Origin of the sequence: Acinetobacter sp. YH12142, assembly GCF_013418435.1 — a bacterium.
Taxonomy (GTDB): domain Bacteria; phylum Pseudomonadota; class Gammaproteobacteria; order Pseudomonadales; family Moraxellaceae; genus Acinetobacter; species Acinetobacter amyesii.
Genome location: NZ_VPCB01000006.1, coordinates 68,879 through 95,384, shown reverse-complemented (window position 1 = coordinate 95,384; position 26,506 = coordinate 68,879). Strand labels below are relative to the sequence as shown.

Here is a 26,506-nt window from a genome sequence, read left to right as displayed (position 1 = left end):
TTCTAGGATTTGCTCTATTTACAACATAACTACTTCGGCACAAAAGTAATAGTTAGAAGTCTCAAGGATTCAATATGGCTGATATACGGATAAAAGGCAAAATGGTCAATGCGATTCGCATTCACCTCGATACCAATGATCATGATGCGATCCGCCAGCAACTTACTCCAATGTTCCAAAAGGCTTTTCCACCCGGAACATTAGCCGTGATTGAAAGTACGGTTGATCAAGAACTAATTGCACTGATTCAACTACTTATTAGTATTGAAATTCAACCGATTGGTGTCACTGAAGGTCCGCTATCGGACCAAGCACGTGCTATCCAATTTCCCGTAGTTCCTGCGGATCGCAAACTACAACAAGTTAAACCGACACGCGAACAAGTGGTTGAAGAACCCGCGCCTGCAGAAGAAAAAACCGAAGATAAAATTGCTGCAGTCGAAGTACCGACCATTCGTCATGCTACGTCGTATCACAATGAAATCTTGCGTACAGGTCAATGTTTAGTCCAAGACCATGGCGATATCATTATTAATGCTGGTATTAATAGCGGTTCAGAAGTAATTGCTTCAGGAAATATACATATTTATGGTAGTGCTCGTGGTAGAGTCATTGCCGGAGCTGGTGGGAACACGGCTGCACGTATTTTCTGCCATTCATTAGAAGCTGAATTGGTTTCAATTGCAGGGACTTACTGTGTCGCTGATGACATTCCACCTCATGTGGTCAAACAGCCAGTACATATTTATTTGAATGACCAGCAAGAGCTAGTATTTGAAGCTTTGCAATTTTAATGTATAAATAATCACCAAACCCCTAATTAAAAAAGGGGATTTAAACCATAACAGGAGTGGATTCGGTGGCGAAAATTGTTGTCGTAACATCAGGTAAAGGTGGCGTAGGTAAAACAACTACAAGCGCATCTTTTGCAACAGGTTTAGCCCTTCGCGGCCACAAAACTGTTGTGATCGACTTTGATGTGGGTTTACGTAACCTTGACTTGATCATGGGCTGTGAACGCCGCGTTGTATATGACTTTGTAAACGTATTGAATAACGAAGCTCGATTACAACAAGCGCTTATTCGCGATAAAGATATTGAAAATCTCTACATTTTGCCAGCATCTCAAACACGTGATAAAGACGCGTTAACAGATGAAGGTGTAGCACGTGTGATGGACGAACTTTCTCAAGAGTTCGATTACATTATTTGTGACTCACCTGCGGGTATCGAACGTGGTGCAATTTTAGCAATGTATCATGCTGATGAAGCGATCATTGTGACGAACCCAGAAATTTCTTCGGTACGTGACTCTGACCGTATTATTGGTATGCTCGACAGCAAAACCAAAAAAGTAGAACAAAACGAAGGTCGTATCCGTAAGCATCTCTGTATTACACGTTTCAATCCAGAACGTGCGGATAAACAAGAGATGTTGACGATTGATGACATTTCAAAAGATATTTTACGCGTACCGACTTTAGGTGTTATTCCTGAATGTAAAAGCGTTCTACAAGCATCAAACGAAGGTAAACCAGTGATTCTGTTTACAGAAGAAGCGGCTGGCCAAGCGTATGATGACCTTGTTGCACGTTTCCTTGGTGAAGAGCGCCCTTACCGTCATATTACGGTAAAACCTAAGGGTTGGTTAGCACGTCTATTTGGAGCGTAATCATGGCAGGATTCTGGAGCAAACTTTTTAGCAGCGACGAGAAACCGTCAAGCGCACAAACGGCAAAAGACCGTTTAAAAGTCATCGTGGCATCTGAAAATGGTCTAGGTAAACGCCTTAGCCAAGACAAGATTGACATGATGAAAAAAGAAATCATGCAAGTAGTAAACCGCTATGTTCGTGGTGTAGATGAGCAACATATTCAAATGTCTGTTCGTTCTGAAGCGAATATTGAAATGCTTGAAATGAATATCAATTTGCCTGAAGAACGTTAATCTGAATTCTGATTAGCCAAGTAAATTGAATCAAGGCAAAATGTGAGGCTGGATCAGTAAAGCGCTGCTTTACCCAGCCGCAAGATGAGAAGCTTTGCTTCGAGTGGGCTCGATTAGTTTTATTCCTTTGTTAGATCAAAAGCTTTGCTTCGAGTAAACGGGATAAAAAAAATAACTTTTGATCCAACCATAAAATGAGTCGCTTAACTTAGAGATGGCGAATAAAACCATTTTACTTGCGTACTCATTTTTGCCTTTTTGTATTTTTAAACCAGCAAGGAGATTGCGATGGCATTATCTCAGCCAGCAACGTTCAACGAAGAATGGTCAGATGAGCGTGTATTTGCCTACCTTACTCAGCTTCCTCCTGAAGGAGTGAATGGCGACTTTCACGTGCTTTACCATGCTTTCAAACATATGCGTCCAAATGACTATGAGCGTCTTTTGACTCAATTCGTTGCCGATGGCCGTGATGTGAACGCAACTAATCCTGAAGGTCAGCGTATTCATGACGTGATTGCTCAATACCCACGTCAAAGCGCAGGTTTCCTCGAAGTATTGGCAAAATTTGCTTAATTTCGAGTAACAAAAAAAAGCCCGCATGATGCGGGCTTTTTTTATCAGATTTAAAATCGGCGTTATTGAATATCATCATGATCAATGCACGATCAACATGAGCAATGGAAACATCAAGCCAAAACCAATGGTTTGTACACTAATAATCGCCGCCATCAGTTGTGAATCGCCCCGATAATAGCGTGTCAAAATATAAGACGATGATGCAGTTGGTAAAGCAAAAAAGACCACTAAAATCATCCGCTCAAAATCAGTCAAACCCATCCATGTACTCAATAGATAAGCAATACATGGCATTAACATGAGACGCCCTATCGTATTTAAACTTAAACGACGTAGATCGGCGCGCATTTGCTGAAACTGTAATGCCGCTCCCACAGACAATAAACCCAAAGGTAAACTCATTGCCGCCAATATTTTTAGCAGCTCGGGTAAACCATTAAATAAGGTGAGACCTGATAAATTAAATAGAACACCGACTACACAACCTAGAATGAGCGGATTTTTCGCGATAGAAATACAGGTTTGTCCAAGCTGTTTAACGCTGATATTGGAAAAAGACAGGACAGAAATGATATTCACCAAAGGAACAGCCACAGCAATCAACATCGCAAACATTTGCATGCCTTCTGAGCCAAACAGCGCCCCCATTAATGACAAGCCAATATAGGTATTAAAACGAATATGACTTTGGATATACACGCCAAAACGCTGCACGGGGATATGCATAAACTGCTTGATCCCCCACAACACGATGCTGATCAAACAGGTGCCCGCAACCAGTACTGTCAACATTCGTGAAACAGTGTTCATATCCAATTGCACGGCTGATACATTCAAAAATAGCAGCACAGGAAATAAAACGTAGTAATTAAGTTTTTCTGAATTTGCCCAAAATTCATCCTGAACAAACTGTGTGTATTTAAGCACATAGCCCATCGCGATTAATGCAACGAGGGGAAACAATGCGACGACGATATTCATGCTGTACGCCTTGAAATAAAGTAGCTATTTCATCTTTAACCATTTATGTAGCACAATATAATCCTCATCTAGACTCATAACAAAATGAGTAATTACTCATGGCAATGACATTTTTTCAGCTTGAAATTTTTATTAAAGTCGCAGAACAACAAAGCTTTACTCTCGCTGCTCGACAGCTGGGAATTACTCAGTCAGCTGTCTCTCATACCCTAAAGTGTTTAGAGCAACATTGGAATGTCAGCTTATTTAGCCGTGAACAAGGCGAAATTAGCCTGACTCATATTGGTCAGCAGTTATTACTGCATGCCAAAGAAATCATCAATACGGCACAAATCATGCAACAAGAAGTGCATGCCGCACATGGTATTCAACAAGGAACGTTGAGAATTGGCTCTTTTGGTTCTTCTAGTTCGATTCATCTGCTTCCAGAGCTATTAAAGGCATATAGAGAGCGCTATCCGCACATTGAGATCTATGTCGAAGAAGGTACCGATGCAGAAGTGTCTCGTTGGATTTCTGAACGTCAGATTGATGTGGGTTTTGCCGTACTCCCTAAGCCGCAGCTGTTCACCTTCCCGTTAATTCAAGACATTTTCATTGCCTTGATTCCAGATAGTTATTCAGTTTCCAAACACAGTCATTTAAATATCCAAGACCTGCAAAATTACCCCTTTATTATGACCCGTGCGGGCAGCCAGTCCCATGTCGAAAAACTGCTTAAACAACACTACATACAACCTAAAATCACCTATCAAATGTCGCAACTGTTAACCATTTTAAATATGGTGAATTTACAGGAAGGGATTGCTATCGTTGCAGATATGGCGATGCCTGCTGAGCTGTTGGCATTGCATCCACATGTGGTCAAACGTCCACTCTTTCCAAATACCCAACGGCAAATTGGACTCGCCGTAAAAAATCAAAAACTCATGAGCCCTGCCTGCAAAGCCTTTATCGAATTGGCCCAGTCCATGTTCTACCAAGATGAGTTCTCAATCTAAAAATAAAAAAAAACCTGCCGAAGCAGGTTTTTTGTTTTAGGACTTAGACCAAGATATCTCGTTTGCCATTTGGCCCCATCCCACTGACGATGCCATTTTCTTCCATCTGATCAATAATCCGTGCTGCACGGTTATAGCCGAGACTGAATTTACGCTGTAAAGATGAGGTCGATGCTTTACGTGTTTCCAAAACGAAACTAACACATTGATCATACAGCGCATCACGGTCTGATCCACCATCACCATCTTCAAAACCGCGAGATGTCGGCTCTTCATCATAAGGCGTGAGGATTTCATCGACATAATTCGGTTCACCGCGCTCACGCCATGCATCACAAATACGGTTCACTTCATCGTCTGAAATAAACGCGCCATGTACCCGTTCAGGTTCAATTTTCCCCGGTCCGAGGAATAACATATCACCATGGCCCAGTAAGTCTTCCGCACCACCAGCGTCTAAGATAGTACGTGAATCCAGTTTACTGTTCACACGTAGCGCAGCACGCGTTGGAATATTGGCTTTGATCAAACCTGTCACTACATCTACGGTTGGACGCTGAGTCGCCAACAGCAAATGAATCCCTGCTGCACGTGATTTTTGTGCAAGACGGGTAATCATTTCTTCAGCTTTTTTACCCACTTGCATGATCATGTCGGCAAATTCGTCGGCAACAATTACGATCAACGGCATAGGCTGTAAACGTGGCGCACGACTTTGCGTTGCTGAGTCATCTGGCTTCCAAGTTGGATCAATGAGATCTTCACCATTAGCCATTGCTTCTTCAATTTTGCGGTTAAAGTCAGTCAGCTTACGTACTTTCATCAAAGACATCAGCTTATAACGACGCTCCATTTCATTCACACACCAGTTCAATGCACTCACCGCATCTTTCATGTCAGTTACAACAGGCGTTAACAAATGTGGAATATCGTTATAGTTGGCAAGTTCCAACTGTTTCGGGTCAATCATAATGAGACGCAGTTGCTCAGGTGTGTATTTCAACAACATCGACAACAACATGGCATTGACTGCGACTGACTTACCAGAACCCGTAGTACCTGCCACCAACATATGCGGCGCTTTCGCCAAATCGGCCAAGACAGGATTACCTGAAATATCTTTACCCATCGCCATACTAAGTAAGGCATTTGGATCACGGTATGCCGGCGTTTCTAACAGCTCAATAAGACGAACCATTTCACGTGAACTATTTGGGACTTCAATCCCGATATACGGTTTACCCGGAATGACTTCCACCACACGTACAGAGGCCATAGACATCGAACGTGCCAAGTCACGTGAAATATTGGTCACTTTCGACGCTTTCACACCAGGTGCTAAATCAAGTTCAAAACGTGTTACGACTGGTCCCGGCTGTGCCTCTACAACTTTGGCTTTGACATTAAACTCTTGCAGTTTAATTTCTAAAAGTTCAGACAAGCGAGACAATTGCTCTGCAGTGAAATTGACTTTCTTGTTCGGATCAACCGGATCTAAGATTTCCAAGCCCGGCAAAGTCGGTAAATCCAAGCGTTTTTGTGCCACTTGCATCGCACGTGACATTGGACGACCAGAGGCATCGGTTAAAGGAGCATCAAAGTCAAAATCATCTTCGAGATCTAAATCGATGTCTTCAGGTTTGCCCGCCGTTTCTTGCCACACTTCACGGAAAGCATCTTTATTCGAGCTGATTAAGGCTTTTTCATCATCAGATACAAAAGTCTGCGGCTGCGTATTGATTTCAGCACGAACCAAAGGCGTAGATTGCGCGTAACTACTGGTTGTACGAACCGGCTGCGCCTGTTCTATCGCTCGCTCTGCTTCTTCAACCAGCAAATCATCGAGATCATTAAATTCAGTTTCAGCACTGATATTTTTTTGTGTGGTCAGCGGTGTAATCTGTGCAGCAGCTACACCTAAACCTGCAAGTGTGGCAGCAGCACCTGTAGCAAAGTCATTTGAATGCGTTGCAGGACTTTCACTTTGCGCTGTATTAAATGGGCTATGTACATCCGTCGCTGTTTTACTATTCGGGACAGCCGCTAACAGCTCATCAAAGATCTCATCATCATCCCAATCTACTGATTTTTTAGCCGCTGTCACCGCTTCTGTCGGAGAAGTCGAATGCACATCTGCTGTTTTGTTGAAATATTCAGTTTGATTGGCAGGCTGCTCTTCTTCTGCAGCTTTCAGTAAAGCATCAATATCTTGTTTGTGGCGTTGGTCATCATTGGAATGTAATGCGCGCCAAACTTCACCTGTTGCAACAACACGTTGTTGATCTTGTTCAAGCTGATGCACTTTCGCCAAGGTATGTTCAAAATCTTCATCAGATGGTGTAGCAGTCTCTGCCAAGTCGACTGCAGATGAATGTTGTGCGTTCCATTCTTTGTCTGCCCATTCTTTATCGGCAATATCATCAAATAAACGTTCAGCGACGCGATCACGTACCACAGGATCGACATCGACCGCATGATGTTCATCGGCTGGTGTTACTGGTGCAACCACTTTTGATGCATGCGCAGCAGCACTCTCTTTTTTAGTCGTTGGCACTGTACGGTCAAAAGCGGTATCGCCTTCAGGGACATTACGATAGAACAAATCTTGCAGATAAGCTGGTGTGGATTTCATGGTTGCCCATGTCTTATTCCACTTAATGCCAAAGGCCAAAGTGAACAACATGATCCAAAATGCAATAAGAAATATTGCTGCACCATAGACCGTTAATATTTGTTCAAGACTTTGACCCAGTTCATAGCCAATGATCCCGCCCGATGCATTTTCTAAAGTATCTTCAGGGACATTCCAAAACAGGAAAAGTAAACTTGAAGTTGCCAGTAAAATAAAGAACTGAGCGGCATAGCGAAATGGACGGTTTAGAAAACTACGTGGCCACCACACTTGAATTGCTTCGAGAAATAAATAGACAGGTATCAGCAGACTTGCCCAACCTAAAAATCCATAGAGTAAGTCAGCTATCCATGCACCTGCGACGCCGCTGGCATTTGAAACTTGCTGAGTATCACTGGATAAATGCATCCATCCCGGATCAAATGGCGTATATGTGACTGTTGCAAGGAACAGATATATCCCAAATGAAACAAGGAATAATGTCATTATTAAGCGCTGTGCATATGCACCCGACACCGCTGTCATATACGTTCCTGTAACCAATTCTTCATGAATGTTTTTGTCATTACCCACAACAAAAATGGGCTGAATCTAAACCTGTTATTATGCACCTGTTCAATAAAAAAGATGCAAGATAATTTAAGTATAGTTGTTAACTTTATTCTATATAGCTCAAAACGATTTCGATGATCAATAATATCGACTTTAATCTCACACAATCGTTTCAAACTTTGACGTATAATTCCACAAATTATCATATAAAAAAAGGATTCTACGGATGAGCGCTCGTCACTCACGTCTAATTATTTTAGGTTCTGGTCCTGCAGGTTATAGCGCTGCGGTATACGCTGCCCGTGCAAACCTGAAACCGACACTCATCGCAGGTATTCAATTAGGCGGTCAATTGACTACAACGACAGAAGTAGACAACTGGCCAGGTGGTGCAGAAGGTTTAACAGGCCCTGCCCTAATGGAACAAATGCAAGCGCATGCTGAACGTTTTGGCACAGAAATTGTGTATGACCATATCAACGAAGTAGATCTCAATGTTCGTCCGTTCGTGCTTAAAGGCGATATGGAAGAGTTTACTTGTGATGCATTGATTATTTGTACAGGTGCAACTGCACAATATTTAGGTCTTGAATCAGAAGCTGCTTTCATGGGTCAAGGCGTGAGTGCATGTGCAACATGTGACGGGTTCTTCTACAAAAACCAAAAAGTTATGGTTGTCGGCGGCGGTAATACTGCTGTGGAAGAAGCGCTGTATCTTTCAAACATTGCTTCTCATGTCACTCTTGTACACCGTCGTGACACTTTACGTTCAGAGAAAATTCTGCAAGATCATCTTTTTGCAAAAGAAAAAGAAGGTAAAATCAGTATTATTTGGAATCACCAAGTGGATGAAGTCATTGGCGATAACACCGGTGTGACTTCTGTACGTATTAAATCTACGCTAGATGATTCAACTCAAAATGTTGATGTCACTGGAATGTTTGTGGCGATTGGTCACAAACCAAACAGCGGTATTTTTGATGGTCAATTGAACCTACGTGATGGCTACATCCAAGTTCAAAGCGGAACTGCGGGTAATGCAACACAAACGTCTATTCCGGGTGTATTTGCTGCGGGTGATATTGCCGACAGCATTTACCGTCAAGCCATTACTTCTGCAGGTTCAGGCTGTATGGCTGCACTCGATGCTGAAAAATACCTTGATGCACTCGGTGAATAATCTTTTGCTTAAGTCATTTGCTTAGCTAAACAGTTTTAAAAATTAGCCGACCTGATGGTCGGCTTTTTTATGTATGATAAAAATCCGTGTAACTCAATAAGAAGCTTGGCATGCCGATACTCCCTCCTTCTGAATTTACTTTCCCCGATCCAGCTGAATGCGATCCTGATGGTGAAGGCTTAATTTGCATCGGTGCTGACCTCTCTCCTTCTACATTGTTTGAAGCCTATAGCCATGGTCTTTTCCCGTGGTTTAGTGAAGGTGATCCGATTTGCTGGTGGTGTCCTGAACCCCGCTGCATTATTCGACCGCAGGACTATCATCCAAGCAAATCGTTATTACGCAGCATGAAAAAAATGGACTATAAGATCACCATTAATCATGCGTTTGAAACTATGATTCGCTCATGTTCATTGCCACGTAGTTATGCCAATGAAACATGGATTTCAGAAGATATTATTCAGGGATATTCTGCGCTGTTTGAAGCAGGCTATGCTTATAGCATTGAAGTTTGGGAAAATGAGACCGTTGTCGGAGGACTCTATGGCGTCAATATTGGCCATGGCTGCTTTGGCGAGTCTATGTTTAGTACACGAACAGATGTCTCTAAAATGGCGTTTTACACCTTAATGCTCATCGGGCAAGAGAATCAGTTGCCATGGATTGATTGCCAATTGGTCAACGATCACCTCTTAAGCTTAGGTGCGAGTACACTTTCTCGCCAACAATACCTTAATTCGTTACAAGATGTTGTTAAACAACCCTCTATCGATTGGAAAAAGTATCAGGACAGTGTATTTTCAAGTAAAACAATAGCGCAATGGGCAAGTCTCAGCGCATGACAATAAAAGAGGGATATTACGATGAATTCCTATCAACCGAAGTCCCTGTTGAACGAATTACAGTACTACATCACGCCTCCGCATGATTGTAGCTACTTAGAAAATAAATCTGCTCGGATGGTCTTTCTTGATCCTGTCCATCGTATTGATGTGGTCACGTTATCTGAACTTTCCCGCATGGGTTTTCGTCGTAGTGGGGATTTTGTCTACCGCCCTGAATGTCATCTTTGTCGCCAATGTTTGTCCTCTCGCGTTCCTGTTCATGAATTTCAAATGAACAGCGTGCAAAAAAAAGCGTGGAAACGGAATCAAGATTTAACGGTGAAAATTAGCCGTCCTCAAGATGCCGATGCAAAGCATTATGCCCTGTACGAACGCTATATCAATGAACGGCATGCTGATGGTGATATGTACCCACCTAGCCAAGATCAATTTGAAAAATTTTTAATTAATAGCTGCACTGACAGTTTCTTTTTAGAGCTATGGTTGGATGAGCAACTAATCAGTGTATCTACCTGTGATCCACTCGATGATGGTATTTCAGCGGTATATACCTTTTTTGATCCTGATGAAAGCCGTCGCTCACTAGGGACTTTTGCCATTCTGAAACAAATCGAGCATGCACAAAAGCTTGGATTGCAATATGTCTACTTGGGCTATTGGGTGCCAGATTCGCAAAAAATGAATTATAAATCTCAGTACATTCCACTGGAACTTCTGCTTGATGGACAATGGCGTCGACTCAATCGACCACTGACCCAAGAAGAAATTAGCCAACTGGGGGATTCCCTGATGACCACCTTACCTTCCGGTTGGAATAATCCTATTATTAAATAAACGGGATCAAACAAAAGATCTTCAATAAAAAAGCATTCGTTTATTCACGAATGCTTTCTTTAAATCTGATGACGCTTCACCGCTTTTATTTAAATAAAGCTGCAAAATCATCACTACAAGCTTTCACCATAATAATGGCGTGCTCACGAGTTCCATCAGCATTTGGATAATAATTCTTTCGCAAATCGATTTGATGAAAATCCGCTTTTTCATATAAACGGATCGCTGGTTGATTACCTTCTCGCACTTCTAAGAAGATTTGAATGGGGTTATTTTTGAGTAAGGCAATAGATTCATCGAGTAATTGAAAACCTAATCCTTTGCCTTGCTGGCTCGGATCGATCGCCATTAACAATAAATTTGCTTCATCTAAAACGGGTTGTAAAATGCAAAAACCTACAACTTTTCCTTGTCGCTCAATCACCGTACTTTGATAGGCAGCAATCGATTCTTGAAATTGTTTTAAGGTCCAAGGATGGCTTTGTACGCGGCGCTCGATATCGTAAACCTGCTGTACATCAGCGTCTTGCATCAAACGAATCATCTTCGTTTATCTTTCTATAGCTAGGGTATGCGCATTATAAAAAGTTTGCTTCTAAAGTTGAATAAAAAAAAGAGCGATTTACATCGCCCTTCTCAAAAAGTCACCACAGCGCTGTGATTAGAGACCCAAATATGCTTTCCACGTTTTTAACAAACCTGAAGTATCTAAATCATTCGGGTGAAAACCTGGTTTAAAATACATCAGCATTTCTTTACCCATACCAGTGATGATGCCTTTTGAAGGGCTATAACCATAGGTATAAATATCTTTTAATGCTTCAAAATTAAGCTTGTTATCTTCTTTTAATAAACGAGCAACAAAGTAGCTTTGTACGAAGAATAAAGTCACCATTGCGCCAATCAATGAGCCTGTTCGGAGTGCGTAGGCCTTAATTCCCTGACCAAAGACACCTTCAAAAACATCATAAGCCACGGCTTTATGTTCATTTTCTTCAATCGCATGCCACAACCACATATTTTTCATGGTTTCATCTGTCATTAAAGCTTGAATATGTGGGTTAACCAATAACTGTGAAGCGATGGTTGCAGTGAAATGCTCAAGTGCCGTAGTTGCGGTAAGATCTACCATTTCTTGAGTGATACCAACAGGTTTACCAATACGTGCAAAAACTTTTCGCACACCTTGGATAACTCGACCCGTTGCCTTATCAAGCGTTTCGACATCATGACCGTATTTTTGTGCAGAGGCATTGAAACCTTCATGCTCTTGCGTATGCATGGCTTCCTGACCAATGAAAGCACTAATTTCTTTTTGTAGGGCTTCATTATTTGCGATCGCGGGATGTTTACGTACTGCACGCACACTATCAATAAAGAACATTTCACCCGCGGGAAATAAAGCAGATAATGCGGTCATAAAATGTGTCAAACCAGCTGAGCCGTTCATCCAGTACTCTGGTACCGCATCAAAATCAAAATTCATGCGGCGTACAGGGAAACTTGCACCTGCTCGATTAGTAATCTTTACTTTAGCGTTCATGCCTAACTCCTTTTTGAGTTATGAAATACTCAAACTTTTATTGGTTTTCTTGAGTTCATATTACGGTTTTATTGACGCGTAATTATTTCAGTTAAGGACAGTGAATTATCACTAAAGGACAGCTTTAAAAAATATTGTCAGACAATTTCCCTATCACATTGAATAAACATAAAAAAAAGCGCCTCAAAGAGGCGCTTTTTTACACACATTTAGTGATTATGCAGTTACTTTAGAAACTACACCAGCACCAACTGTACGGCCACCTTCACGGATCGCAAAGCGTAAGCCAGCGTCCATTGCGATTGGGTGGATTAATTCTACTGACATTTCTACGTTGTCACCAGGCATAACCATTTCAACGCCTTCTTTAAGCGCGATCGCACCAGTTACGTCAGTTGTACGGAAGTAGAACTGTGGACGGTAACCGTTAAGGAATGGAGTATGACGGCCACCTTCGTCTTTAGAAAGTACGTATACTTCTGCGTCGAATTTAGTATGCGGTTTGATTGTACCTGGTTTAGCAAGTACTTGACCACGTTGAACGTCTTCACGTTTAGTACCACGTAGAAGAACACCACAGTTCTCGCCCGCACGACCTTCGTCAAGAAGTTTACGGAACATTTCTACGCCAGTTACAGTTGTTTTAACTGTATCTTTAATACCAACGATTTCAACTTCTTCGCCTACTTTCACGATACCAGTTTCAACACGGCCAGTTACTACTGTACCACGACCTGAAATTGAGAATACGTCTTCGATTGGCATAAGGAATGCTTGGTCGATAGCACGTTCTGGTTCTGGGATGTAAGAGTCAAGAGCTTCAACAAGAGCAACTACAGCATCTTCGCCGTATTGACCAGCTTCACCATTAAGCGCTGCAAGAGCAGAACCACGGATTACTGGAGTGTCGTCGCCTGGGAAGTCATAAGTAGAAAGAAGTTCACGAACTTCCATTTCTACTAATTCAAGAAGCTCTTCGTCGTCAACAAGGTCGCATTTGTTTAGGAATACAACGATGTAAGGTACACCTACCTGACGAGAAAGAAGGATGTGTTCACGAGTTTGTGGCATTGGACCATCAGTCGCAGCACATACAAGGATCGCACCATCCATTTGCGCAGCACCAGTAATCATGTTTTTAACATAATCGGCGTGACCTGGGCAGTCTACGTGAGCGTAGTGACGGATTGGAGAATCGTATTCTACGTGTGAAGTATTAATTGTAATACCACGTGCTTTTTCTTCTGGTGCAGAGTCGATTGCAGCGTAATCTTTCGCTTCACCACCGAATTTTTTTGCACATACAGTTGCAATTGCAGCTGTTAAAGTAGTTTTACCGTGGTCGACGTGACCAATTGTACCCACGTTAACGTGTGGCTTATTACGTTCGAACTTAGCCTTAGCCATGAGATCTTCCTTTTTAAACTACTCATGCAGGGATACTGCATGAGCATTTGGTTTTTAACTATGAATTAGTTTGGGCTTATAGTAATCGAAAGATTACTCGTCGTCACCTTTTTTACCGCCAGATTGGAACTTAGCGATGATGCCTTCAGCCACGTTACGTGGTGTTTCAGCGTATTTAGCGAATTCCATAGAATAAGTTGCACGACCTTGAGACATAGAACGCATATGAGTTGCGTAACCAAACATCTCAGAAAGTGGAACTTCTGCACGGATAGCTTTAGTACCACCAGGTAAATCGTCCATACCTTGAACAAGACCACGACGACGGTTTAAGTCACCCATGATATCGCCCATGTAGTCTTCTGGAGTTTCTACTTCAACTTTCATGATAGGTTCAAGCAAGATAGGATCTGCTTTCATGAAACCGTCACGGAATGCGTAAGAACCAGCCATTTTGAACGATAATTCGTCAGAGTCGACGTCATGGTAAGAACCATCGAACAATGTCGCTTTGATGCCAACAACTGGATAACCAGCTAGGACACCATTCTTCATACGTTCTTGGATACCTTTGTCAACCGCACCGAAGAATTCTTTAGGTACTACACCACCTACAACTTCTTCAGCGAACTCGTAATCTTTGCCAGCATCTTCAGCAAGTGGTTCTAAACGTACGTATACGTGACCAAACTTACCTTTACCACCAGTTTGACGTACGAACTTACCTTCTTGTTCAACTGATTTTTTGATCGTTTCACGGTAAGCTACCATTGGTTTACCAATGTTCGCTTCAACGTTGAATTCACGCTTCATACGGTCAACAATAATGTCAAGGTGAAGCTCACCCATACCAGCAATAATTGTTTGACCAGATTCTTCGTCAGTACGTACGCGGAATGAAGGGTCTTCTTTCGCCAAACGACCTAAAGCAACAGACATTTTTTCTTGGTCAGCTTTAGTTTTAGGTTCAACCGCAAGCGCAATTACTGGCTCTGGGAATTCCATACGCTCTAGTGTAATTACATTGTTTTCATCACATAATGTATCACCAGTCGTAGTATCTTTAAGACCTACACATGCTGCGATATCACCCGCACGAATTTCTTCAATATCGTGACGGTCATTTGCGTGCATCTGTACGATACGGCCAACACGTTCGCGCTTCATTTTAACTGGGTTATAGCAAGGGCTACCTGCTTTAAGCACACCAGAGTAAACACGTACGAATGTTAAGTTACCTACAAATTTGTCGTTCATGATTTTGAACGCAAGCGCAGAGAACGGAGCATCATCAGACGCTTCACGAGAACCTTCAGTTTCGTCTTTGTCGTCAAGGATACCTTTAATCGCCTCGACATCAGTCGGCGCAGGTAAGAATTCAATTACAGCATCCAACATACGTTGAACACCTTTGTTTTTGAACGCTGAACCACAAAGCATTGGTTGAATTTCATTCAACAATGTACGTGCACGTAAACCTGAAACGATTTCTTCTTTAGTTAACTCACCTTCTTCAAGGTACTTGTCCATGAGTTCTTCTGATGCTTCCGCAGCAGCTTCAACCATGTTAGTACGCCATTCGTTAGCTAGTTCAACTAATTCAGCAGGGATTTCGCCATATTCAAACTTCATACCTTGAGACGCTTCGTCCCAGATAATCGCTTTCATTTCGATTAGGTCAACAACACCCTGGAAGTTTTCTTCTGCACCGATTGGAACAACGATTGGCACTGGATTACCACCAAGACGTGTTTTAACTTGTTCAACAGCACGGAAGAAGTTCGCACCAGTACGGTCCATTTTGTTCACGAATGCAATACGTGGAACTTTATATTTATTTGCTTGACGCCATACAGTTTCAGACTGAGGTTGTACACCACCTACAGCACAGTAAACCATGCATGCACCGTCAAGAACACGCATAGAACGTTCAACTTCAATAGTGAAGTCTACGTGTCCTGGGGTATCAATTACGTTAATACGGTGCTGTTCGAATTGGTTACCCATCCCTTTCCAGAAGCATGTTACTGCCGCTGAGGTAATAGTAATACCACGTTCTTGCTCTTGTTCCATCCAGTCTGTAGTTGCAGAACCTTCGTGAGTTTCACCAAGTTTGTGACTCTCACCTGTGTAGAACAAAATACGTTCTGAAGTGGTAGTTTTACCAGCATCAATGTGCGCAGAGATACCAATGTTACGATAACGAGAAATTGGGGTTTGACGAGCCATGATTTCTAGCATTCCTAAATTTTGTTGTTTAAAACAGGACGCTTTAAGCTGCATAGCAACTTAAAGCGATTCGATGACAAAACAGTGACAACTGATTTATCACCCTCCTGAATAGGGGCTGTTTTATCCGCTTAGAAACGGTAATGAGAGAAGGCTTTGTTGGCTTCAGCCATACGATGCACATCTTCACGTTTTTTGATCGCTGCGCCTTTACCTTCAGCTGCATCAAGCAACTCACCAGCAAGACGTAAAGCCATAGTTTTTTCAGAACGCTTAGCAGCAGCATCTACTAACCAACGCATAGCCAAGGCAGTACGACGGGATGGGCGTACTTCCATAGGCACTTGGTATGTAGCACCACCAACACGGCGTGCTTTTACTTCGACCATAGGACGAACTTTTTCAAGAGTAGTCTCGAAAAATTCAACTGGGTCTACTTTAGATTTTTCTTGAACGCGGTCTAAAGCACCGTAAACGATACTTTCAGCAATAGATTTTTTACCATCTTGCATTACGTGGTTCATGAATTTAGCGATTGTTTGGCTGCTGAACTTAGGATCCGGAAGGATTTCACGGGCAGCAACTACGCGACGTCTTGGCATTTTAATACACCTAATAAATATGACACTTCAGGTTACTCCAGCAGGTGCACAAAGTGTCATGTGCTTTCGCTGGCCTTACTATACGTCGCTTGGAATTTTCACAAAAAATGCAGAAATCAGACAAGCGAGACGATAAAGGATTGCAGTTCTAACGAACTAAGAAGTTAATCTTTTCAGATTATTTCTTAGGACGTTTAGCACCGTATTTAGAACGAGACTGGTTACGATCTTTAACACCAGCACAGTCTAAAGAACCACGAACGGTATGGTAACGTACACCTGGTAAATCTTTAACACGACCACCACGGATAAGAACAACACTGTGCTCTTGTAGGTTATGGCCTTCACCACCGATGTAGCTAGAAACTTCGAAACCTGAAGTTAAGCGAACACGGCAAACTTTACGCATTGCTGAGTTAGGTTTTTTAGGTGTAGTTGTGTAAACACGTGTACAAACACCACGACGTTGTGGACAAGCCTTCAACGCAGGAACTTTAGATTTTTCAACTAAAGTTGTACGACCCTTACGGATCAACTGATTTGTTGTTGCCATTTGGCAATTCTCCCGTTAATAAAAAGCCCCAAAAAATACTACTTTTTGAGGGCATGCAATTGTAAGCGAAGACTTAAAATTGGTCAACAATATACGATCATCGAAAACATTTATTCATCGTGATTTGCGCAATTTTTCACCCACAAATAAATAGTTTATTTTTCAGAAGAATCTGCTGATTTTTTTGTAACTTTATCCACGGCTGCTGTTTTGGCTTTACGCGGCTTAGTTTTGGGTGCAGCTTTTTCCACTGGGACATCCTCCTGCTGTACAGATTCCAACACATCAAACTCATCTTTTTCAGCTAAAGCAGGTTTTTGCGCAGCCACGGGCGCATGCGGCTCAACAACTTTTTCTGCGAGTGCTTCCAAACCTTCTGAGACTTTTTGTTCCTGCTCTACCGCCACTTCGGCTGCATCAGCGGTTTTAGCTTGTGCTTTTTTGGTGACTTTTACTGCGCGAATACTCTCATGACCTGCAACATTTATGGTTTGATCCAATACTGGCTCAGCCAAATCAATATCTTTCGCCTTAATACCTTCTAGTAATTTAGGTGTCGCCTGAGCAAGCAACTCAAGAGAGCGCTCGTAGGCATGCAAAGGTGACAAGCTAATATCTTGATGCTGCAAAATATATTGGCGTGCATTGGAAAAGACTTGCTGTGCCTTCTGATTCACTTCATCCACCAAACGACGACTATACACCACACTTACACCCGCACTCGCCACAGGAGATAAGCGTGATAGCTGGTTGAACAGTGAAACTTTTGGCATTTGATTGAGCCATGCCCACTTGAACTGACCATTTTCATCCAGTACATATTTTTTCAATGCTGCTGCATCTGTGTCCGAACCCACCAATTGCTGCAACTGATGCAAATCACTATTTTGCAGCGTGCTACTCAGGGCTTTAATCGCCATAAGCAAGGTTTGTTTTTCTGCAATTAAACTCAGGTCGACCTGTTTAAAAATAAACTGAACGATATCTTGATCACTTTCTTTACTTAAGTCGAAACCATAAGAACGTCCAACTTGATAAATCACTCGCAAGGTCATAATCAATGACGCAGGGATATCAATACTTGAACCGATGACACCTGTCGCACCTGTTAAAACCCCTTGAATTGAAGCAATCCATTTATTTTGCTCGCCCAAGGCCTGACTAATGCGACGCGAACGATCGACATCTTGTGTCAACTCTTCTAAATCACGCACCCCAGCTTCATCAAGCACCACATCTACAGATGAAATATCCGAACTAAAATGATTCAGTCGATCAAAAAGATAGTCTGAAACCTTGTCGCTAAATTGAGGGGCAACAAAATTAGCCACATTATTTACGGTATTAAAATGTCGACCGAATAATTGTCTAGAAACATTCGGAACGTGTTCACGCAGGATTTGCTGCGGATTATCATATTTTTTCACATCAAATACGCTCGTCTGACGTGACTGACCTTCCAAGGTTTGACCATTCTTTTGTGGTTGAATGACCTTAGTTACAGATTCGGGTGCAACATGATTGATAATAGACACCCCAGTAGAACTGAGCTTTTTAGCCACTCCAAAGGCGTTTGAGAGCAGACCAGCCGTTGGTTTATTATTCGTTTTCGCCATTCCCTACCCCATTCAGACTATTCTTGAAATTCTTGATAAATACTAGGTGTAGTCAAACTTTATCACAACTTGAATATGTATCTTTAAGTTAAGTTTTTTGCTGCATCGTTGCAAATTAGCTCAGTCAAAAATAGGCATAGGATTTGCCATAAGAATTCAAAAAGCTTTCTGCTATCATTATTCCAATCAAATTATATGAGTTCGTCTATTTAGAAAGTTTCCTTCGTATACTTTCAATAGCTTGCTCACACACTACCTATAAAGGATCTGTAGATGAAACGTGTTGTAATCACTGGTATGGGCATCAACTCATGCATTGGTAATACATTAGAAGATGTCACTCATTCTTTGCAAAACGGGATTTCTGGAACACGTTTCAACCCAAGTTATGCTGAACTTAATTTCAAAAGTCATGTCAGTGCAGCTGCAGAACAAAACTTTGACGGTATTGACCGTCGCTTAAAACGCTTTATGGGCGTATGCGCAATGTATGCATACAACTCAGCTTTGGCTGCGGTAGAAAATGCAGGCTTAACAGCAGAACAAATTGGCGGTAATCCACGCTACGGTATTGCGGGTGGTTCAGGTGGTGGTTCAACTGCATCTGTTGTTGAAATGAAAGAACTTCTAGACACCAAAGGTGCACGTAAAGTTGGTCCATTCTTTGTACCTCGTAACATGACCAACACCATTACTGCAAACGTGGGCGTGGCATTTAAAATGCAAGGTATTGCACATACGATTACTAGCGCATGTGCAACATCTGCCGATGCCATTGGTTATGCATACAACCTGATTCAATTGGGCAAACAAGACTTAATGCTTGCCGGTGGTGGTGAAGAAGACCATTGGTCACAAAGTCTTTTATTTGATGCAATGGGCGCACTTTGTTCAAAATATAATGACACTCCAGAGACTGCTTCACGCCCTTACTCTGCTGACCGTGACGGTTTCGTCATCGCAGGTGGTGGTGGCTTCGTTGTACTAGAATCTCTTGAACATGCTCAAGCACGTGGCGCAAACATTTTGGCTGAAGTTGTCGGCTATGCAGCAAACTCTGATGGTGCTGACATGGTTGCACCATCGGGCGAAGGTGCGACGCGTTGTATCCTTATGGCTTTAGAAGAAGCTAAACAACACGGCGTAGACAAAATTGACTATGTAAATACACACGGTACGTCTACTCCAGCAGGCGATGTCACTGAACTTAAAGCGATGGAGCGTGCCTTCGGTGAAGGGCAAGTTCCTCCACTTAGCTCGACCAAATCGATGACCGGTCACAGTCTGGGTGCTGCAGGTGTACAAGAAGCGATTTACTCTATTCTGATGATGCAAAATGACTTTATTGCACCAAACATCAACGTGACTGAACTTGACGAAGGTGCAAAACCTTTTGATATCGTACTTGAAAAACGTGATGCAAAATTGAATACTGTGATGAGTAACAGTTTTGGTTTTGGCGGTGTAAACGCTTGCCTCGTTTTCAAAAAATGGGAAGCTTAATATAAAGTTTGCTGCTTTGGCGCTTCGGTGCCAAAGCACACACCCACCGCCCTTTTAAGGGTCAATATATGGATGCTCCATCAGATGCTTTCCTCTGGGTCAAAGCATTACATATCATCGCAGTTGTTTGCTGGTTCGCAGCGCTATTTTATCTCCCTCGCCTTTATGTCTACCATGCCATGAGTGATGATGCTACGAGTCATCAGCGCTTTCAAATCATGGAACGCAAGCTATATCGCGGCATTATGTGGCCCGCAATGATTGCTACACTGATCACGGCGCACTTCCTCGTCGATTGGGGTGATGCAACACGACACTACCATGAAGCGCTTTGGTTCTACCTAAAAGTAGGATTGGTTGGACTGTTGGTGATTTATCATTTTGTATGTGGTTATTACCGTAAAAAGCTTATCGAAAATGCACATTATAAATCGCATAAGTTCTGGCGTTATTTTAATGAAATGCCAACTTTGATTTTATTTGCGGTTGTCATTTTAGTTGTAGTGAAGCCAAGCTTCTAAACGACTGTAAAAAAGCCCCTACTCATTGGGGCTTTTTTATTTCTATACCAAAATGTTTATATACAAAAACTACAACTGCACACAGCTATCTAAAATATTCCAATTGTGTGCTCTAAATTGCTCACGCGGATACGGCACTTCAGCACACAACATCCCCTCTTTCTTAAAGAAACGTCGACCGTGGCTATTTTGACTCAACTGCATTAAATCAGTCGCACCCTGATTCAACAAATTAAAAATCATAATACGATCATTCAAAATGCGCCCTGCAAGCACAGAGCGCTCCCAAGGCACCCCCTCTATATTGGACAAAGTATTGCCCAAATAATTTTTGATATGCCAAGATGAATACTGTCCCTGTTTTTAACCACCCTGCATCCTAAACGAATCATAAGAAAGCTCAGATAGCTGTGCCGCCTCTTCATATTGCTTAAACAATTGATTTACAGTTTGATTTGGCAAATACAACCAATACATCAAGGAGGTATTCCAGCCCAATGATTGCTGCACCTGCTTCAACACCGCATATACGCCATAGGCTTCCAATTGCGCTGCTGAGCGCAAACTCAACTGACGAGTACTTAAAGGCTCCAAATAAACTACTTGTCCAGTCTTTAATTGTTCATTACGTATATTTGGACATAACGTGCCAGCCAGTTTTGAATCAGCATCCTTTCAACCAATGAGTTCGGGCGCTCAAGCATCTGCTGCAATCTGTGATATTCAGCCATATATGCATCCAGCTTATCCTCTTTATTTAAAACAATATTGATCTGATAAAGGATCGCCAACTAATTTAAATACTTAAAGTCTGGATATGCGGAATTGCTCGGCATACTTAAACTGAGGTATTGGTCTGCATGCTGCAACCATGTGTTAAAGCGCTGCAACGACACCTTTTCTTGCTGTATCAACGCACCAAGCACCAGACGATGCTCAACAACAAATGCACTAACCGCTTTAGGATCATCGACCAGCAATTGCTGAAACTCAGCAACTAAATTCGTCTGTTCTTCTGACCACTTTTCACGCGTTAGCTTCGCATTCAATGGCTGGCCCAATACATTCTGTTGCTCTTGCTCCAACAAACTAAATGCCCAATCTTGATGATAACGATAGCGCCCAACATTCAATGCCGAAAACCGATCTGCGGCATTCAGCCCAAGCAAGTTAAAATACGGCTCTTGTGTATAATTTGAATGATAAGAAATTTCAGACTGCTGCCACTTGAGCACCCGAGGATCAATACGCTCATCCCACCGCAGCCAAAGACACACAACAACTGCAAGCAACAGTAAGATAATAAAGATGATTTTTTGTTTCATTGATTTCTTATTTTGAATTATTTCAGCCGCATTATATTCAACTCCACCATTCACGCATACAAAAAAAAGCCATCACAAGATGGCTTTTTTTACTGTAAACACAAATATTTATGCAGGAATACGCAGCACTTGCCCTGGGAAAATGTCATCGGCATTTTTTAATAAAGGACGGTTTGCTTCAAAAATTTTATTGTATTGATTTGCATCACCATAAAATTCTTTAGAAATCTTAGAAAGATTATCGCCTGATTTAACTGTATAAAATTTACTTTCTGGTTCTGGCGTTGCTACAGTCAACTGATCATCCACTTGCGCCACATGATCAATATTCCCTACCGCCAAGATAATCTTTTCACGATCCGCTTGGCTTTGTACCTGACCTTTCACTGTCGCTAGATCTGAAGTACCGTTATAACTCACAGACAAACCAGTTACAGGCAAGCCCAGTGCTTTAATATGACCCAATAACTTATTGGCAATTTCTTGTGCAGATGGTTCAGAAGGTGTTGCTGGCGCTGCCTGAGGCTCTGCAGGTGCTGTATTTTTTTTACCGATACCTTTTACAAAATCAAAAAGACCCATGTTTTTCTCCGTTGTTTTTACTGTTTTAAATAATTTAACTATTGTTCAAACTCTATTTTTATAGCTAAAAAATAACCGCTTTTGAGTTGTTGTTGGTGACAGAAACGTAAGCTAATGTAAAAACAAAATATTCGGTATAAAAAAAGCCACCGAATGGTGGCTTTTTAAATCAGCGTCGCTGAAATCTAAAATTAACCTAGTTTCTTAGAAACATAGTCAATTGCAGATTGTACAGTAGTGATTTCGTTTGAATCTTCATCAGGAATAGTGATGTCGAAATCGTTTTCGAAAGACATAACTAATTCAACTAGGTCTAGAGAATCTGCACCTAAGTCATCCATGAAAGAAGCTTCATTTTTGATCTCGTCTGCTTTAAGACCAAGTTGTTCAGCTACTGCTTGTTTTACGCGTTGTTCGATATCGCTCACAGGAATTCTCCTCATTGCTTGTGGCGTTTTTAATGCCGTTAGTTTAATTGAATCTAAATCGTTTTGAAAGTTTATACTTGAGCGCTTAGCTCATGTATAAACCACCATTTACATGTAATACAGTTCCGGTAATGTAACTTGCCTTTTCAGAAGCAAGAAAACTTACGGCATTTGCGATATCTTGCGGCTCACCTAAACGGTTTAAAGCCACTTGATCACTCATCTTTTTACGAATTTCTTCGCTTAACTGTTCTGTCATTTCTGTTGCAATAAAGCCCGGAGCCACTGCATTTACAGTGATTTGGCGGCTTCCCATCTCTTTTGCAAGGCTGCGACCAAAGGCCTCAATCCCTGCTTTTGCAGCAGAATAGTTTGCTTGTCCTGGGTTAGCAAAATGTGCAACCACAGAACTAATATTAATAATTCGGCCAAAACGTGCTTTGGTCATGCCCTTTAAAACACGTTTAGAAAGTCGATAAACGGCTTTCAAATGAATGTTGAGAATGTCATCCCAATCATCTTCTGACATACGAAGTAACAAATTATCTTTGGTAATACCCGCATTGTTCACTAAAACCAATACAGAACCAAAGTTTTGCTCAATGTCTGATACCAATGCATCAATTGCAGTTGCATCACGTACATCTAAAACTCTACCCGCACCATTTTCAGCAAAAGCTGCAGATAATTTTTCTGCACCCGCTTCTGAAGTTGCAGTACCTACAACAAAATAACCGTCTTGAATCAATTGCTGAGCAATTGCTGCTCCAATCCCTCGGCTCGCACCTGTTACTAAAGCAACTTTGCGTTCTTGTGTCATGCAATTTTCCCTTCTGCCACTAAAATGGCATTCAGTGCATCTTCCATACGACCTTTCGTGTCGAGTGGGAATGCTTTTTCAATATTTGGCAAACGTTTTGCGAGATTCGCAAGGACATTACCCGGACCACATTCAGCAATGTACTGAATACCTTGGTCTTGCAAATACTGCGTGGTCTTTGTCCACTGTACAGATTGGTATAACTGTGCAGTTAACGCCTGACGTAATTGCGCTACATCAGTCGCGATTTCAGCGCCTACATTTTGTATTACAGGTATAGTAGGCAGCTCAATGGCAGTTTGTTCCAATGCTGTCGCAAACTGTTCAGCAGCAGGTTTCATCAATGCACAATGCGATGGTACAGAAACCGGAAGTGCGATTGCTTTACCGCCATTTTCTTTAGCAGCAGCCATAACCGCTTCAACCATGGCTTTATCGCCCGCAATAACAACTTGACCTTGTGCATTGTAGTTTGCAGCATCTACTGAACCTTGGCCTTCTGCTTGAGCACAAAGTTCAATGACTTTGGCATCATCTAGACCCAAAATTGCCGCCATTGCACCTTGACCTTCAGGTACAGCACTTTGCATTAACTGACCACGTAGGTTCACCAGTTTAACGGCATCACCTAGGCTCATCGCTCCCGCAGCAACCAAGGCGCTGTATTCACCTAATGAGTGACCTGCAAGGTATTTCGGTGCAACACCACCTAACTCTAACCACACGCGCCATAAAGCAATACTGGCAGTCAGTAGTACAGGTTGAGTAAATTCTGTTTGGTTTAACCCTTCACCACTTTGCGCAATCTGCCAAAGATCAAAACCAACCGCTTCTGATGCTTCTGCAAATGTTGCTTGCACACTACTAAACTGTTCTGCAAGTTCAGCGAGCATGCCGACTTTCTGTGACCCTTGACCTGGGAACACGAATGCAGTTTTAGTAGCTTGAGCTGCTTGCTCGAGTTGTTTAGCAGACATAAAAAAATCCTTTATCAAGACTGGTGAATTTATGCTATTTGGACATTTATTCAACACAATCCCATGTAAGCTTGTTTCAGGGACGGAAATTTAACACTTAATTTTTGTCTTGGTAATTGCCAAATGCAACAAAAAATCGGTACAAAAAAAGGGAGCTTAACGCTCCCATTTTTTCTACTAAGCTTGACGCTTAATACATCACCAATTATTCAGCAGATGCTTTAGCGAATAATTGACGACCACGGTAGATACCATCTTTAGATACGTGGTGACGACGGTGAGTCTCGCCAGTAGCTTGGTCTACAGTTAATGCATTCTCGGTTAAAGCGTCATGTGAACGGCGCATGTCACGGCGAGAGCGACTTTTACGGTTTTGCTGAACGGCCATGATGGCTCCTTACAAAGATCGAAAAAATGGATCAGAACAAATTCGATTGTCTTATACTCAAGAGTATAACACAAAAATTAGTTAAGTTTACCCTTCAAACCTGCCAAAACATCAAACGGGTTGTCCCGTTTTTCTTCAACAAGCTCTTCAGCGGCAGGTTGATGCTTATGTTCACAAGCGTCGTGCTTAGGTGACAAAGGCATCAACAATAACAATTCATCCTCTATCAGTGAGAGTAAATCAGCAGTCGCAGGTGCATCATATGAACCTTTGGTTGTTGCTTCACTTTCACCTAAAACGATGAAATCAGCATCCTCATCCAAGCGCTCTATCAGTGACTCGTCATCTACAAGAGCTAGATGAAAACTTAAAACAAGTGGAATCTCAACAGTATCCAGACAACGCTGGCATTCCATTGGAACATTTGTTTCAACATGACCATCTAGCCATACAATGCGATGATAAGCATCCATTGATAGCTTACAGTCTATGTTAATCAATTGATCATCAATTGATCCAACAGCTTCACGAGCAATACGAACAAAGCGAGATAATGGCAGTGTTCCTGACCATTTAAAGCCCTGTTCAGCCCATTTAAACGGCTCAATCTGTGCCGGAAAGGTATTTGCTGACATAATTAAGGCGGCAATTCTACAAATTCATCAGTACTCTGTCAAAGATTAAGATACAATTTTGTACTTATTTAGACAGACCATTTGGGTAACTTAAGTTATGCATCTGTTGCAGCCGCAAACAGAAGTGAATGTTTCATCACTTATGAGCACAATTTCAACGCTTGATTCTGACATTTCAACCGACCAAGTGCAACTCTCGGCTTGGGAGAAACTTTCCACAGAAACAGAACACGTCGCATGGCTCATCTTACACTTTAATCATTGGTTTTCCCACCTGAATGTGAGCTTAGTGAAAGGTGACTTTGAGCCCGAATACTTTCCTGCTGATTCAAACGGCCCTGCCCGTATTCAATTTGCTCATGGTTATTTCAATAGCGCCTTGCATGAAATTAGTCATTGGACTATTGCTGGTGATCAACGTCGTTTACTTCCCGATTTAGGCTATTGGTATGCACCTGATGGTCGTAGTAAAGAGCAACAAGCCCTCTTTGAACAGGTAGAAATTAAGCCGCAAGCGATCGAATGGTTATTTGCAAAAGCCTTTGGGCGCAAGTTTCGTGTCTCACTTGATAACCTCACTGGTGAAGGAGGAGATGGCAGCAGCTTTAAAGACAATGTCTACGCACAATTACAGGCTTATTTTAAGGGCGATGCCAAACTTCCACGCGATGCTTGGCGCTTTATCCAATGCATTTGTCACTGTACACGTGCTGGCAAAATGTTACAGGCGAATGAATTTCAACGTGAAATGCTTGATTAAATTATACAATTTGACTGCATTTCACATTGCACAAAGCAAATAGACCGCGACATAATGTCTAGAGCT

General features: G+C 42.0%; 29 protein-coding genes. 11 read left to right on the top strand and 18 right to left on the bottom strand.

Annotated elements, in window-relative coordinates:
* The first annotated feature begins 74 nt into the window (after nucleotides 1–74).
* The 4 genes from minC (at nucleotide 75) to FTU77_RS06220 (ending at nucleotide 2,523) form a co-directional block, all read left to right on the top strand.
* Nucleotides 75–794, top strand: a complete 720-nt coding sequence (gene minC / locus FTU77_RS06235; RefSeq protein ID WP_078193110.1) for a septum site-determining protein MinC — start codon at nucleotides 75–77, stop codon at nucleotides 792–794.
* Nucleotides 795–859: 65 nt separating this feature from the next.
* On the top strand, nucleotides 860–1,672 hold the full coding sequence (minD, locus tag FTU77_RS06230; RefSeq protein ID WP_067670152.1) for a septum site-determining protein MinD: 813 nt from the start codon (nucleotides 860–862) through the stop codon (nucleotides 1,670–1,672).
* Between the two features lie 2 nt (nucleotides 1,673–1,674).
* Nucleotides 1,675–1,947 (top strand): cell division topological specificity factor MinE, encoded by a 273-nt coding sequence (gene minE, locus FTU77_RS06225; RefSeq protein WP_078190039.1) that lies wholly within the window; start codon nucleotides 1,675–1,677, stop codon nucleotides 1,945–1,947.
* A gap of 288 nt (nucleotides 1,948–2,235) precedes the next feature.
* A complete protein-coding gene (locus FTU77_RS06220; protein ID WP_067766167.1) occupies nucleotides 2,236–2,523 on the top strand; it encodes a PA4642 family protein in 288 nt (95 codons plus the stop codon).
* A gap of 81 nt (nucleotides 2,524–2,604) precedes the next feature.
* On the opposite strand, the gene FTU77_RS06215 is transcribed toward FTU77_RS06220, so the two are convergent.
* Nucleotides 2,605–3,507: an AEC family transporter gene (locus FTU77_RS06215; RefSeq protein ID WP_180026554.1), complete on the bottom strand. Its 903-nt coding sequence runs from the start codon at nucleotides 3,505–3,507 to the stop codon at nucleotides 2,605–2,607.
* 104 nt (nucleotides 3,508–3,611) lie between these two features.
* Between FTU77_RS06215 and FTU77_RS06210 the strand changes: the two genes are divergently transcribed.
* The gene (locus tag FTU77_RS06210) at nucleotides 3,612–4,508 is read left to right on the top strand and encodes a LysR family transcriptional regulator (RefSeq protein ID WP_180055391.1); all 897 of its coding nucleotides are present in this window, start codon (nucleotides 3,612–3,614) and stop codon (nucleotides 4,506–4,508) included.
* A 43-nt stretch (nucleotides 4,509–4,551) separates the two neighbouring features.
* On the opposite strand, the gene FTU77_RS06205 is transcribed toward FTU77_RS06210, so the two are convergent.
* Nucleotides 4,552–7,665 (bottom strand): DNA translocase FtsK, encoded by a 3,114-nt coding sequence (locus tag FTU77_RS06205; RefSeq protein WP_180055306.1) that lies wholly within the window; start codon nucleotides 7,663–7,665, stop codon nucleotides 4,552–4,554.
* 253 nt (nucleotides 7,666–7,918) lie between these two features.
* On the opposite strand from FTU77_RS06205, the gene trxB reads away from it, so the two are divergent.
* From trxB to FTU77_RS06190, 3 genes are all read left to right on the top strand, one after another.
* Nucleotides 7,919–8,872 (top strand): thioredoxin-disulfide reductase, encoded by a 954-nt coding sequence (trxB, locus tag FTU77_RS06200; RefSeq protein ID WP_180026552.1) that lies wholly within the window; start codon nucleotides 7,919–7,921, stop codon nucleotides 8,870–8,872.
* Between the two features lie 110 nt (nucleotides 8,873–8,982).
* The gene (gene aat / locus FTU77_RS06195) at nucleotides 8,983–9,714 is read left to right on the top strand and encodes a leucyl/phenylalanyl-tRNA--protein transferase (RefSeq protein ID WP_180026551.1); all 732 of its coding nucleotides are present in this window, start codon (nucleotides 8,983–8,985) and stop codon (nucleotides 9,712–9,714) included.
* A 21-nt stretch (nucleotides 9,715–9,735) separates the two neighbouring features.
* Nucleotides 9,736–10,551, top strand: coding sequence for an arginyltransferase (locus tag FTU77_RS06190; protein ID WP_078190044.1), 816 nt, complete (start codon nucleotides 9,736–9,738; stop codon nucleotides 10,549–10,551).
* A gap of 85 nt (nucleotides 10,552–10,636) precedes the next feature.
* On the opposite strand, the gene rimI is transcribed toward FTU77_RS06190, so the two are convergent.
* From rimI to FTU77_RS06155, 7 genes are all read right to left on the bottom strand, one after another.
* Complete coding sequence (gene rimI / locus FTU77_RS06185) at nucleotides 10,637–11,095, bottom strand: ribosomal protein S18-alanine N-acetyltransferase (RefSeq protein ID WP_180008207.1); 459 nt, start codon at nucleotides 11,093–11,095, stop codon at nucleotides 10,637–10,639.
* Nucleotides 11,096–11,212: 117 nt separating this feature from the next.
* A complete protein-coding gene (locus FTU77_RS06180) occupies nucleotides 11,213–12,094 on the bottom strand; it encodes a metal-dependent hydrolase (RefSeq protein ID WP_078193116.1) in 882 nt (293 codons plus the stop codon).
* Nucleotides 12,095–12,310: 216 nt separating this feature from the next.
* Complete coding sequence (gene tuf / locus FTU77_RS06175; protein ID WP_180002848.1) at nucleotides 12,311–13,501, bottom strand: elongation factor Tu; 1,191 nt, start codon at nucleotides 13,499–13,501, stop codon at nucleotides 12,311–12,313.
* 93 nt (nucleotides 13,502–13,594) lie between these two features.
* Nucleotides 13,595–15,730, bottom strand: a complete 2,136-nt coding sequence (gene fusA / locus FTU77_RS06170) for an elongation factor G (protein ID WP_180004228.1) — start codon at nucleotides 15,728–15,730, stop codon at nucleotides 13,595–13,597.
* A 131-nt stretch (nucleotides 15,731–15,861) separates the two neighbouring features.
* Entirely contained in the window at nucleotides 15,862–16,332 is a 471-nt protein-coding gene (rpsG, locus tag FTU77_RS06165; RefSeq protein ID WP_005011815.1) for a 30S ribosomal protein S7, read from the bottom strand.
* A gap of 178 nt (nucleotides 16,333–16,510) precedes the next feature.
* Nucleotides 16,511–16,885: a 30S ribosomal protein S12 gene (rpsL, locus tag FTU77_RS06160; protein ID WP_000246374.1), complete on the bottom strand. Its 375-nt coding sequence runs from the start codon at nucleotides 16,883–16,885 to the stop codon at nucleotides 16,511–16,513.
* A 155-nt stretch (nucleotides 16,886–17,040) separates the two neighbouring features.
* Nucleotides 17,041–18,501 (bottom strand): EcsC family protein, encoded by a 1,461-nt coding sequence (locus FTU77_RS06155; RefSeq protein WP_180055303.1) that lies wholly within the window; start codon nucleotides 18,499–18,501, stop codon nucleotides 17,041–17,043.
* 273 nt (nucleotides 18,502–18,774) lie between these two features.
* Here FTU77_RS06155 and FTU77_RS06150 point away from each other — a divergent pair, with 273 nt between their 5' ends.
* Nucleotides 18,775–20,004 (top strand): beta-ketoacyl synthase N-terminal-like domain-containing protein, encoded by a 1,230-nt coding sequence (locus FTU77_RS06150; protein WP_180055301.1) that lies wholly within the window; start codon nucleotides 18,775–18,777, stop codon nucleotides 20,002–20,004.
* Nucleotides 20,005–20,072: 68 nt separating this feature from the next.
* Nucleotides 20,073–20,525 (top strand): protoporphyrinogen oxidase HemJ, encoded by a 453-nt coding sequence (gene hemJ / locus FTU77_RS06145; protein ID WP_180022661.1) that lies wholly within the window; start codon nucleotides 20,073–20,075, stop codon nucleotides 20,523–20,525.
* Nucleotides 20,526–20,594: 69 nt separating this feature from the next.
* Here the strand turns inward: hemJ and FTU77_RS06140 are convergent, their stop codons facing one another.
* From FTU77_RS06140 to FTU77_RS06100, 9 genes are all read right to left on the bottom strand, one after another.
* Complete coding sequence (locus FTU77_RS06140) at nucleotides 20,595–20,837, bottom strand: hypothetical protein (RefSeq protein WP_180055299.1); 243 nt, start codon at nucleotides 20,835–20,837, stop codon at nucleotides 20,595–20,597.
* 51 nt (nucleotides 20,838–20,888) lie between these two features.
* Nucleotides 20,889–21,119, bottom strand: a complete 231-nt coding sequence (locus FTU77_RS06135) for a hypothetical protein (protein ID WP_180055297.1) — start codon at nucleotides 21,117–21,119, stop codon at nucleotides 20,889–20,891.
* A 197-nt stretch (nucleotides 21,120–21,316) separates the two neighbouring features.
* Entirely contained in the window at nucleotides 21,317–21,850 is a 534-nt protein-coding gene (locus tag FTU77_RS06130) for a hypothetical protein (protein ID WP_180055295.1), read from the bottom strand.
* Nucleotides 21,851–21,958: 108 nt separating this feature from the next.
* Nucleotides 21,959–22,432 carry a peptidoglycan-binding protein LysM gene (lysM, locus tag FTU77_RS06125; RefSeq protein ID WP_180008199.1) on the bottom strand — a complete coding sequence of 158 codons (474 nt, stop codon included), beginning with the start codon at nucleotides 22,430–22,432 and terminating at the stop codon, nucleotides 21,959–21,961.
* 191 nt (nucleotides 22,433–22,623) lie between these two features.
* Nucleotides 22,624–22,860: an acyl carrier protein gene (acpP, locus tag FTU77_RS06120; protein WP_078190054.1), complete on the bottom strand. Its 237-nt coding sequence runs from the start codon at nucleotides 22,858–22,860 to the stop codon at nucleotides 22,624–22,626.
* 85 nt (nucleotides 22,861–22,945) lie between these two features.
* A complete protein-coding gene (fabG, locus tag FTU77_RS06115; protein WP_180008197.1) occupies nucleotides 22,946–23,680 on the bottom strand; it encodes a 3-oxoacyl-ACP reductase FabG in 735 nt (244 codons plus the stop codon).
* Nucleotides 23,677–24,657 carry an ACP S-malonyltransferase gene (gene fabD / locus FTU77_RS06110; RefSeq protein ID WP_180055293.1) on the bottom strand — a complete coding sequence of 327 codons (981 nt, stop codon included), beginning with the start codon at nucleotides 24,655–24,657 and terminating at the stop codon, nucleotides 23,677–23,679. The genes fabG and fabD overlap by 4 nt, the downstream gene beginning before the upstream one ends.
* 205 nt (nucleotides 24,658–24,862) lie before the next feature.
* Entirely contained in the window at nucleotides 24,863–25,045 is a 183-nt protein-coding gene (gene rpmF / locus FTU77_RS06105) for a 50S ribosomal protein L32 (protein WP_004279227.1), read from the bottom strand.
* A gap of 77 nt (nucleotides 25,046–25,122) precedes the next feature.
* Complete coding sequence (locus tag FTU77_RS06100; RefSeq protein WP_078190057.1) at nucleotides 25,123–25,680, bottom strand: DUF177 domain-containing protein; 558 nt, start codon at nucleotides 25,678–25,680, stop codon at nucleotides 25,123–25,125.
* A gap of 97 nt (nucleotides 25,681–25,777) precedes the next feature.
* Between FTU77_RS06100 and FTU77_RS06095 the strand changes: the two genes are divergently transcribed.
* On the top strand, nucleotides 25,778–26,440 hold the full coding sequence (locus tag FTU77_RS06095) for an elongation factor P hydroxylase (RefSeq protein WP_180055291.1): 663 nt from the start codon (nucleotides 25,778–25,780) through the stop codon (nucleotides 26,438–26,440).
* Nucleotides 26,441–26,506: the final 66 nt, after the last annotated feature.

What these genes read in the sequence shown, in the direction of transcription:
- fabD (WP_180055293.1), bottom strand. Translation starts at nt 24,657, where the DNA reads ATGTCTGCTAAACAACTCGAGCAAGCAGCTCAAGCTACTAAAACTGCA.
- FTU77_RS06190 (WP_078190044.1), top strand. Translation starts at nt 9,736, where the DNA reads ATGAATTCCTATCAACCGAAGTCCCTGTTGAACGAATTACAGTACTAC.
- FTU77_RS06210 (WP_180055391.1), top strand. Translation starts at nt 3,612, where the DNA reads ATGACATTTTTTCAGCTTGAAATTTTTATTAAAGTCGCAGAACAACAA.
- fabG (WP_180008197.1), bottom strand. Translation starts at nt 23,680, where the DNA reads ATGACACAAGAACGCAAAGTTGCTTTAGTAACAGGTGCGAGCCGAGGG.
- rimI (WP_180008207.1), bottom strand. Translation starts at nt 11,095, where the DNA reads ATGATTCGTTTGATGCAAGACGCTGATGTACAGCAGGTTTACGATATC.
- FTU77_RS06095 (WP_180055291.1), top strand. Translation starts at nt 25,778, where the DNA reads ATGCATCTGTTGCAGCCGCAAACAGAAGTGAATGTTTCATCACTTATG.
- hemJ (WP_180022661.1), top strand. Translation starts at nt 20,073, where the DNA reads ATGGATGCTCCATCAGATGCTTTCCTCTGGGTCAAAGCATTACATATC.
- minC (WP_078193110.1), top strand. Translation starts at nt 75, where the DNA reads ATGGCTGATATACGGATAAAAGGCAAAATGGTCAATGCGATTCGCATT.
- FTU77_RS06205 (WP_180055306.1), bottom strand. Translation starts at nt 7,665, where the DNA reads ATGACAGCGGTGTCGGGTGCATATGCACAGCGCTTAATAATGACATTA.
- FTU77_RS06155 (WP_180055303.1), bottom strand. Translation starts at nt 18,501, where the DNA reads ATGGCGAAAACGAATAATAAACCAACGGCTGGTCTGCTCTCAAACGCC.
- trxB (WP_180026552.1), top strand. Translation starts at nt 7,919, where the DNA reads ATGAGCGCTCGTCACTCACGTCTAATTATTTTAGGTTCTGGTCCTGCA.
- FTU77_RS06180 (WP_078193116.1), bottom strand. Translation starts at nt 12,094, where the DNA reads ATGAACGCTAAAGTAAAGATTACTAATCGAGCAGGTGCAAGTTTCCCT.
- lysM (WP_180008199.1), bottom strand. Translation starts at nt 22,432, where the DNA reads ATGGGTCTTTTTGATTTTGTAAAAGGTATCGGTAAAAAAAATACAGCA.
- rpsL (WP_000246374.1), bottom strand. Translation starts at nt 16,885, where the DNA reads ATGGCAACAACAAATCAGTTGATCCGTAAGGGTCGTACAACTTTAGTT.
- minE (WP_078190039.1), top strand. Translation starts at nt 1,675, where the DNA reads ATGGCAGGATTCTGGAGCAAACTTTTTAGCAGCGACGAGAAACCGTCA.
- FTU77_RS06130 (WP_180055295.1), bottom strand. Translation starts at nt 21,850, where the DNA reads ATGAAACAAAAAATCATCTTTATTATCTTACTGTTGCTTGCAGTTGTT.
- aat (WP_180026551.1), top strand. Translation starts at nt 8,983, where the DNA reads ATGCCGATACTCCCTCCTTCTGAATTTACTTTCCCCGATCCAGCTGAA.
- tuf (WP_180002848.1), bottom strand. Translation starts at nt 13,501, where the DNA reads ATGGCTAAGGCTAAGTTCGAACGTAATAAGCCACACGTTAACGTGGGT.
- FTU77_RS06100 (WP_078190057.1), bottom strand. Translation starts at nt 25,680, where the DNA reads ATGTCAGCAAATACCTTTCCGGCACAGATTGAGCCGTTTAAATGGGCT.
- rpsG (WP_005011815.1), bottom strand. Translation starts at nt 16,332, where the DNA reads ATGCCAAGACGTCGCGTAGTTGCTGCCCGTGAAATCCTTCCGGATCCT.
- rpmF (WP_004279227.1), bottom strand. Translation starts at nt 25,045, where the DNA reads ATGGCCGTTCAGCAAAACCGTAAAAGTCGCTCTCGCCGTGACATGCGC.
- FTU77_RS06220 (WP_067766167.1), top strand. Translation starts at nt 2,236, where the DNA reads ATGGCATTATCTCAGCCAGCAACGTTCAACGAAGAATGGTCAGATGAG.
- fusA (WP_180004228.1), bottom strand. Translation starts at nt 15,730, where the DNA reads ATGGCTCGTCAAACCCCAATTTCTCGTTATCGTAACATTGGTATCTCT.
- FTU77_RS06150 (WP_180055301.1), top strand. Translation starts at nt 18,775, where the DNA reads ATGAAACGTGTTGTAATCACTGGTATGGGCATCAACTCATGCATTGGT.
- FTU77_RS06215 (WP_180026554.1), bottom strand. Translation starts at nt 3,507, where the DNA reads ATGAATATCGTCGTCGCATTGTTTCCCCTCGTTGCATTAATCGCGATG.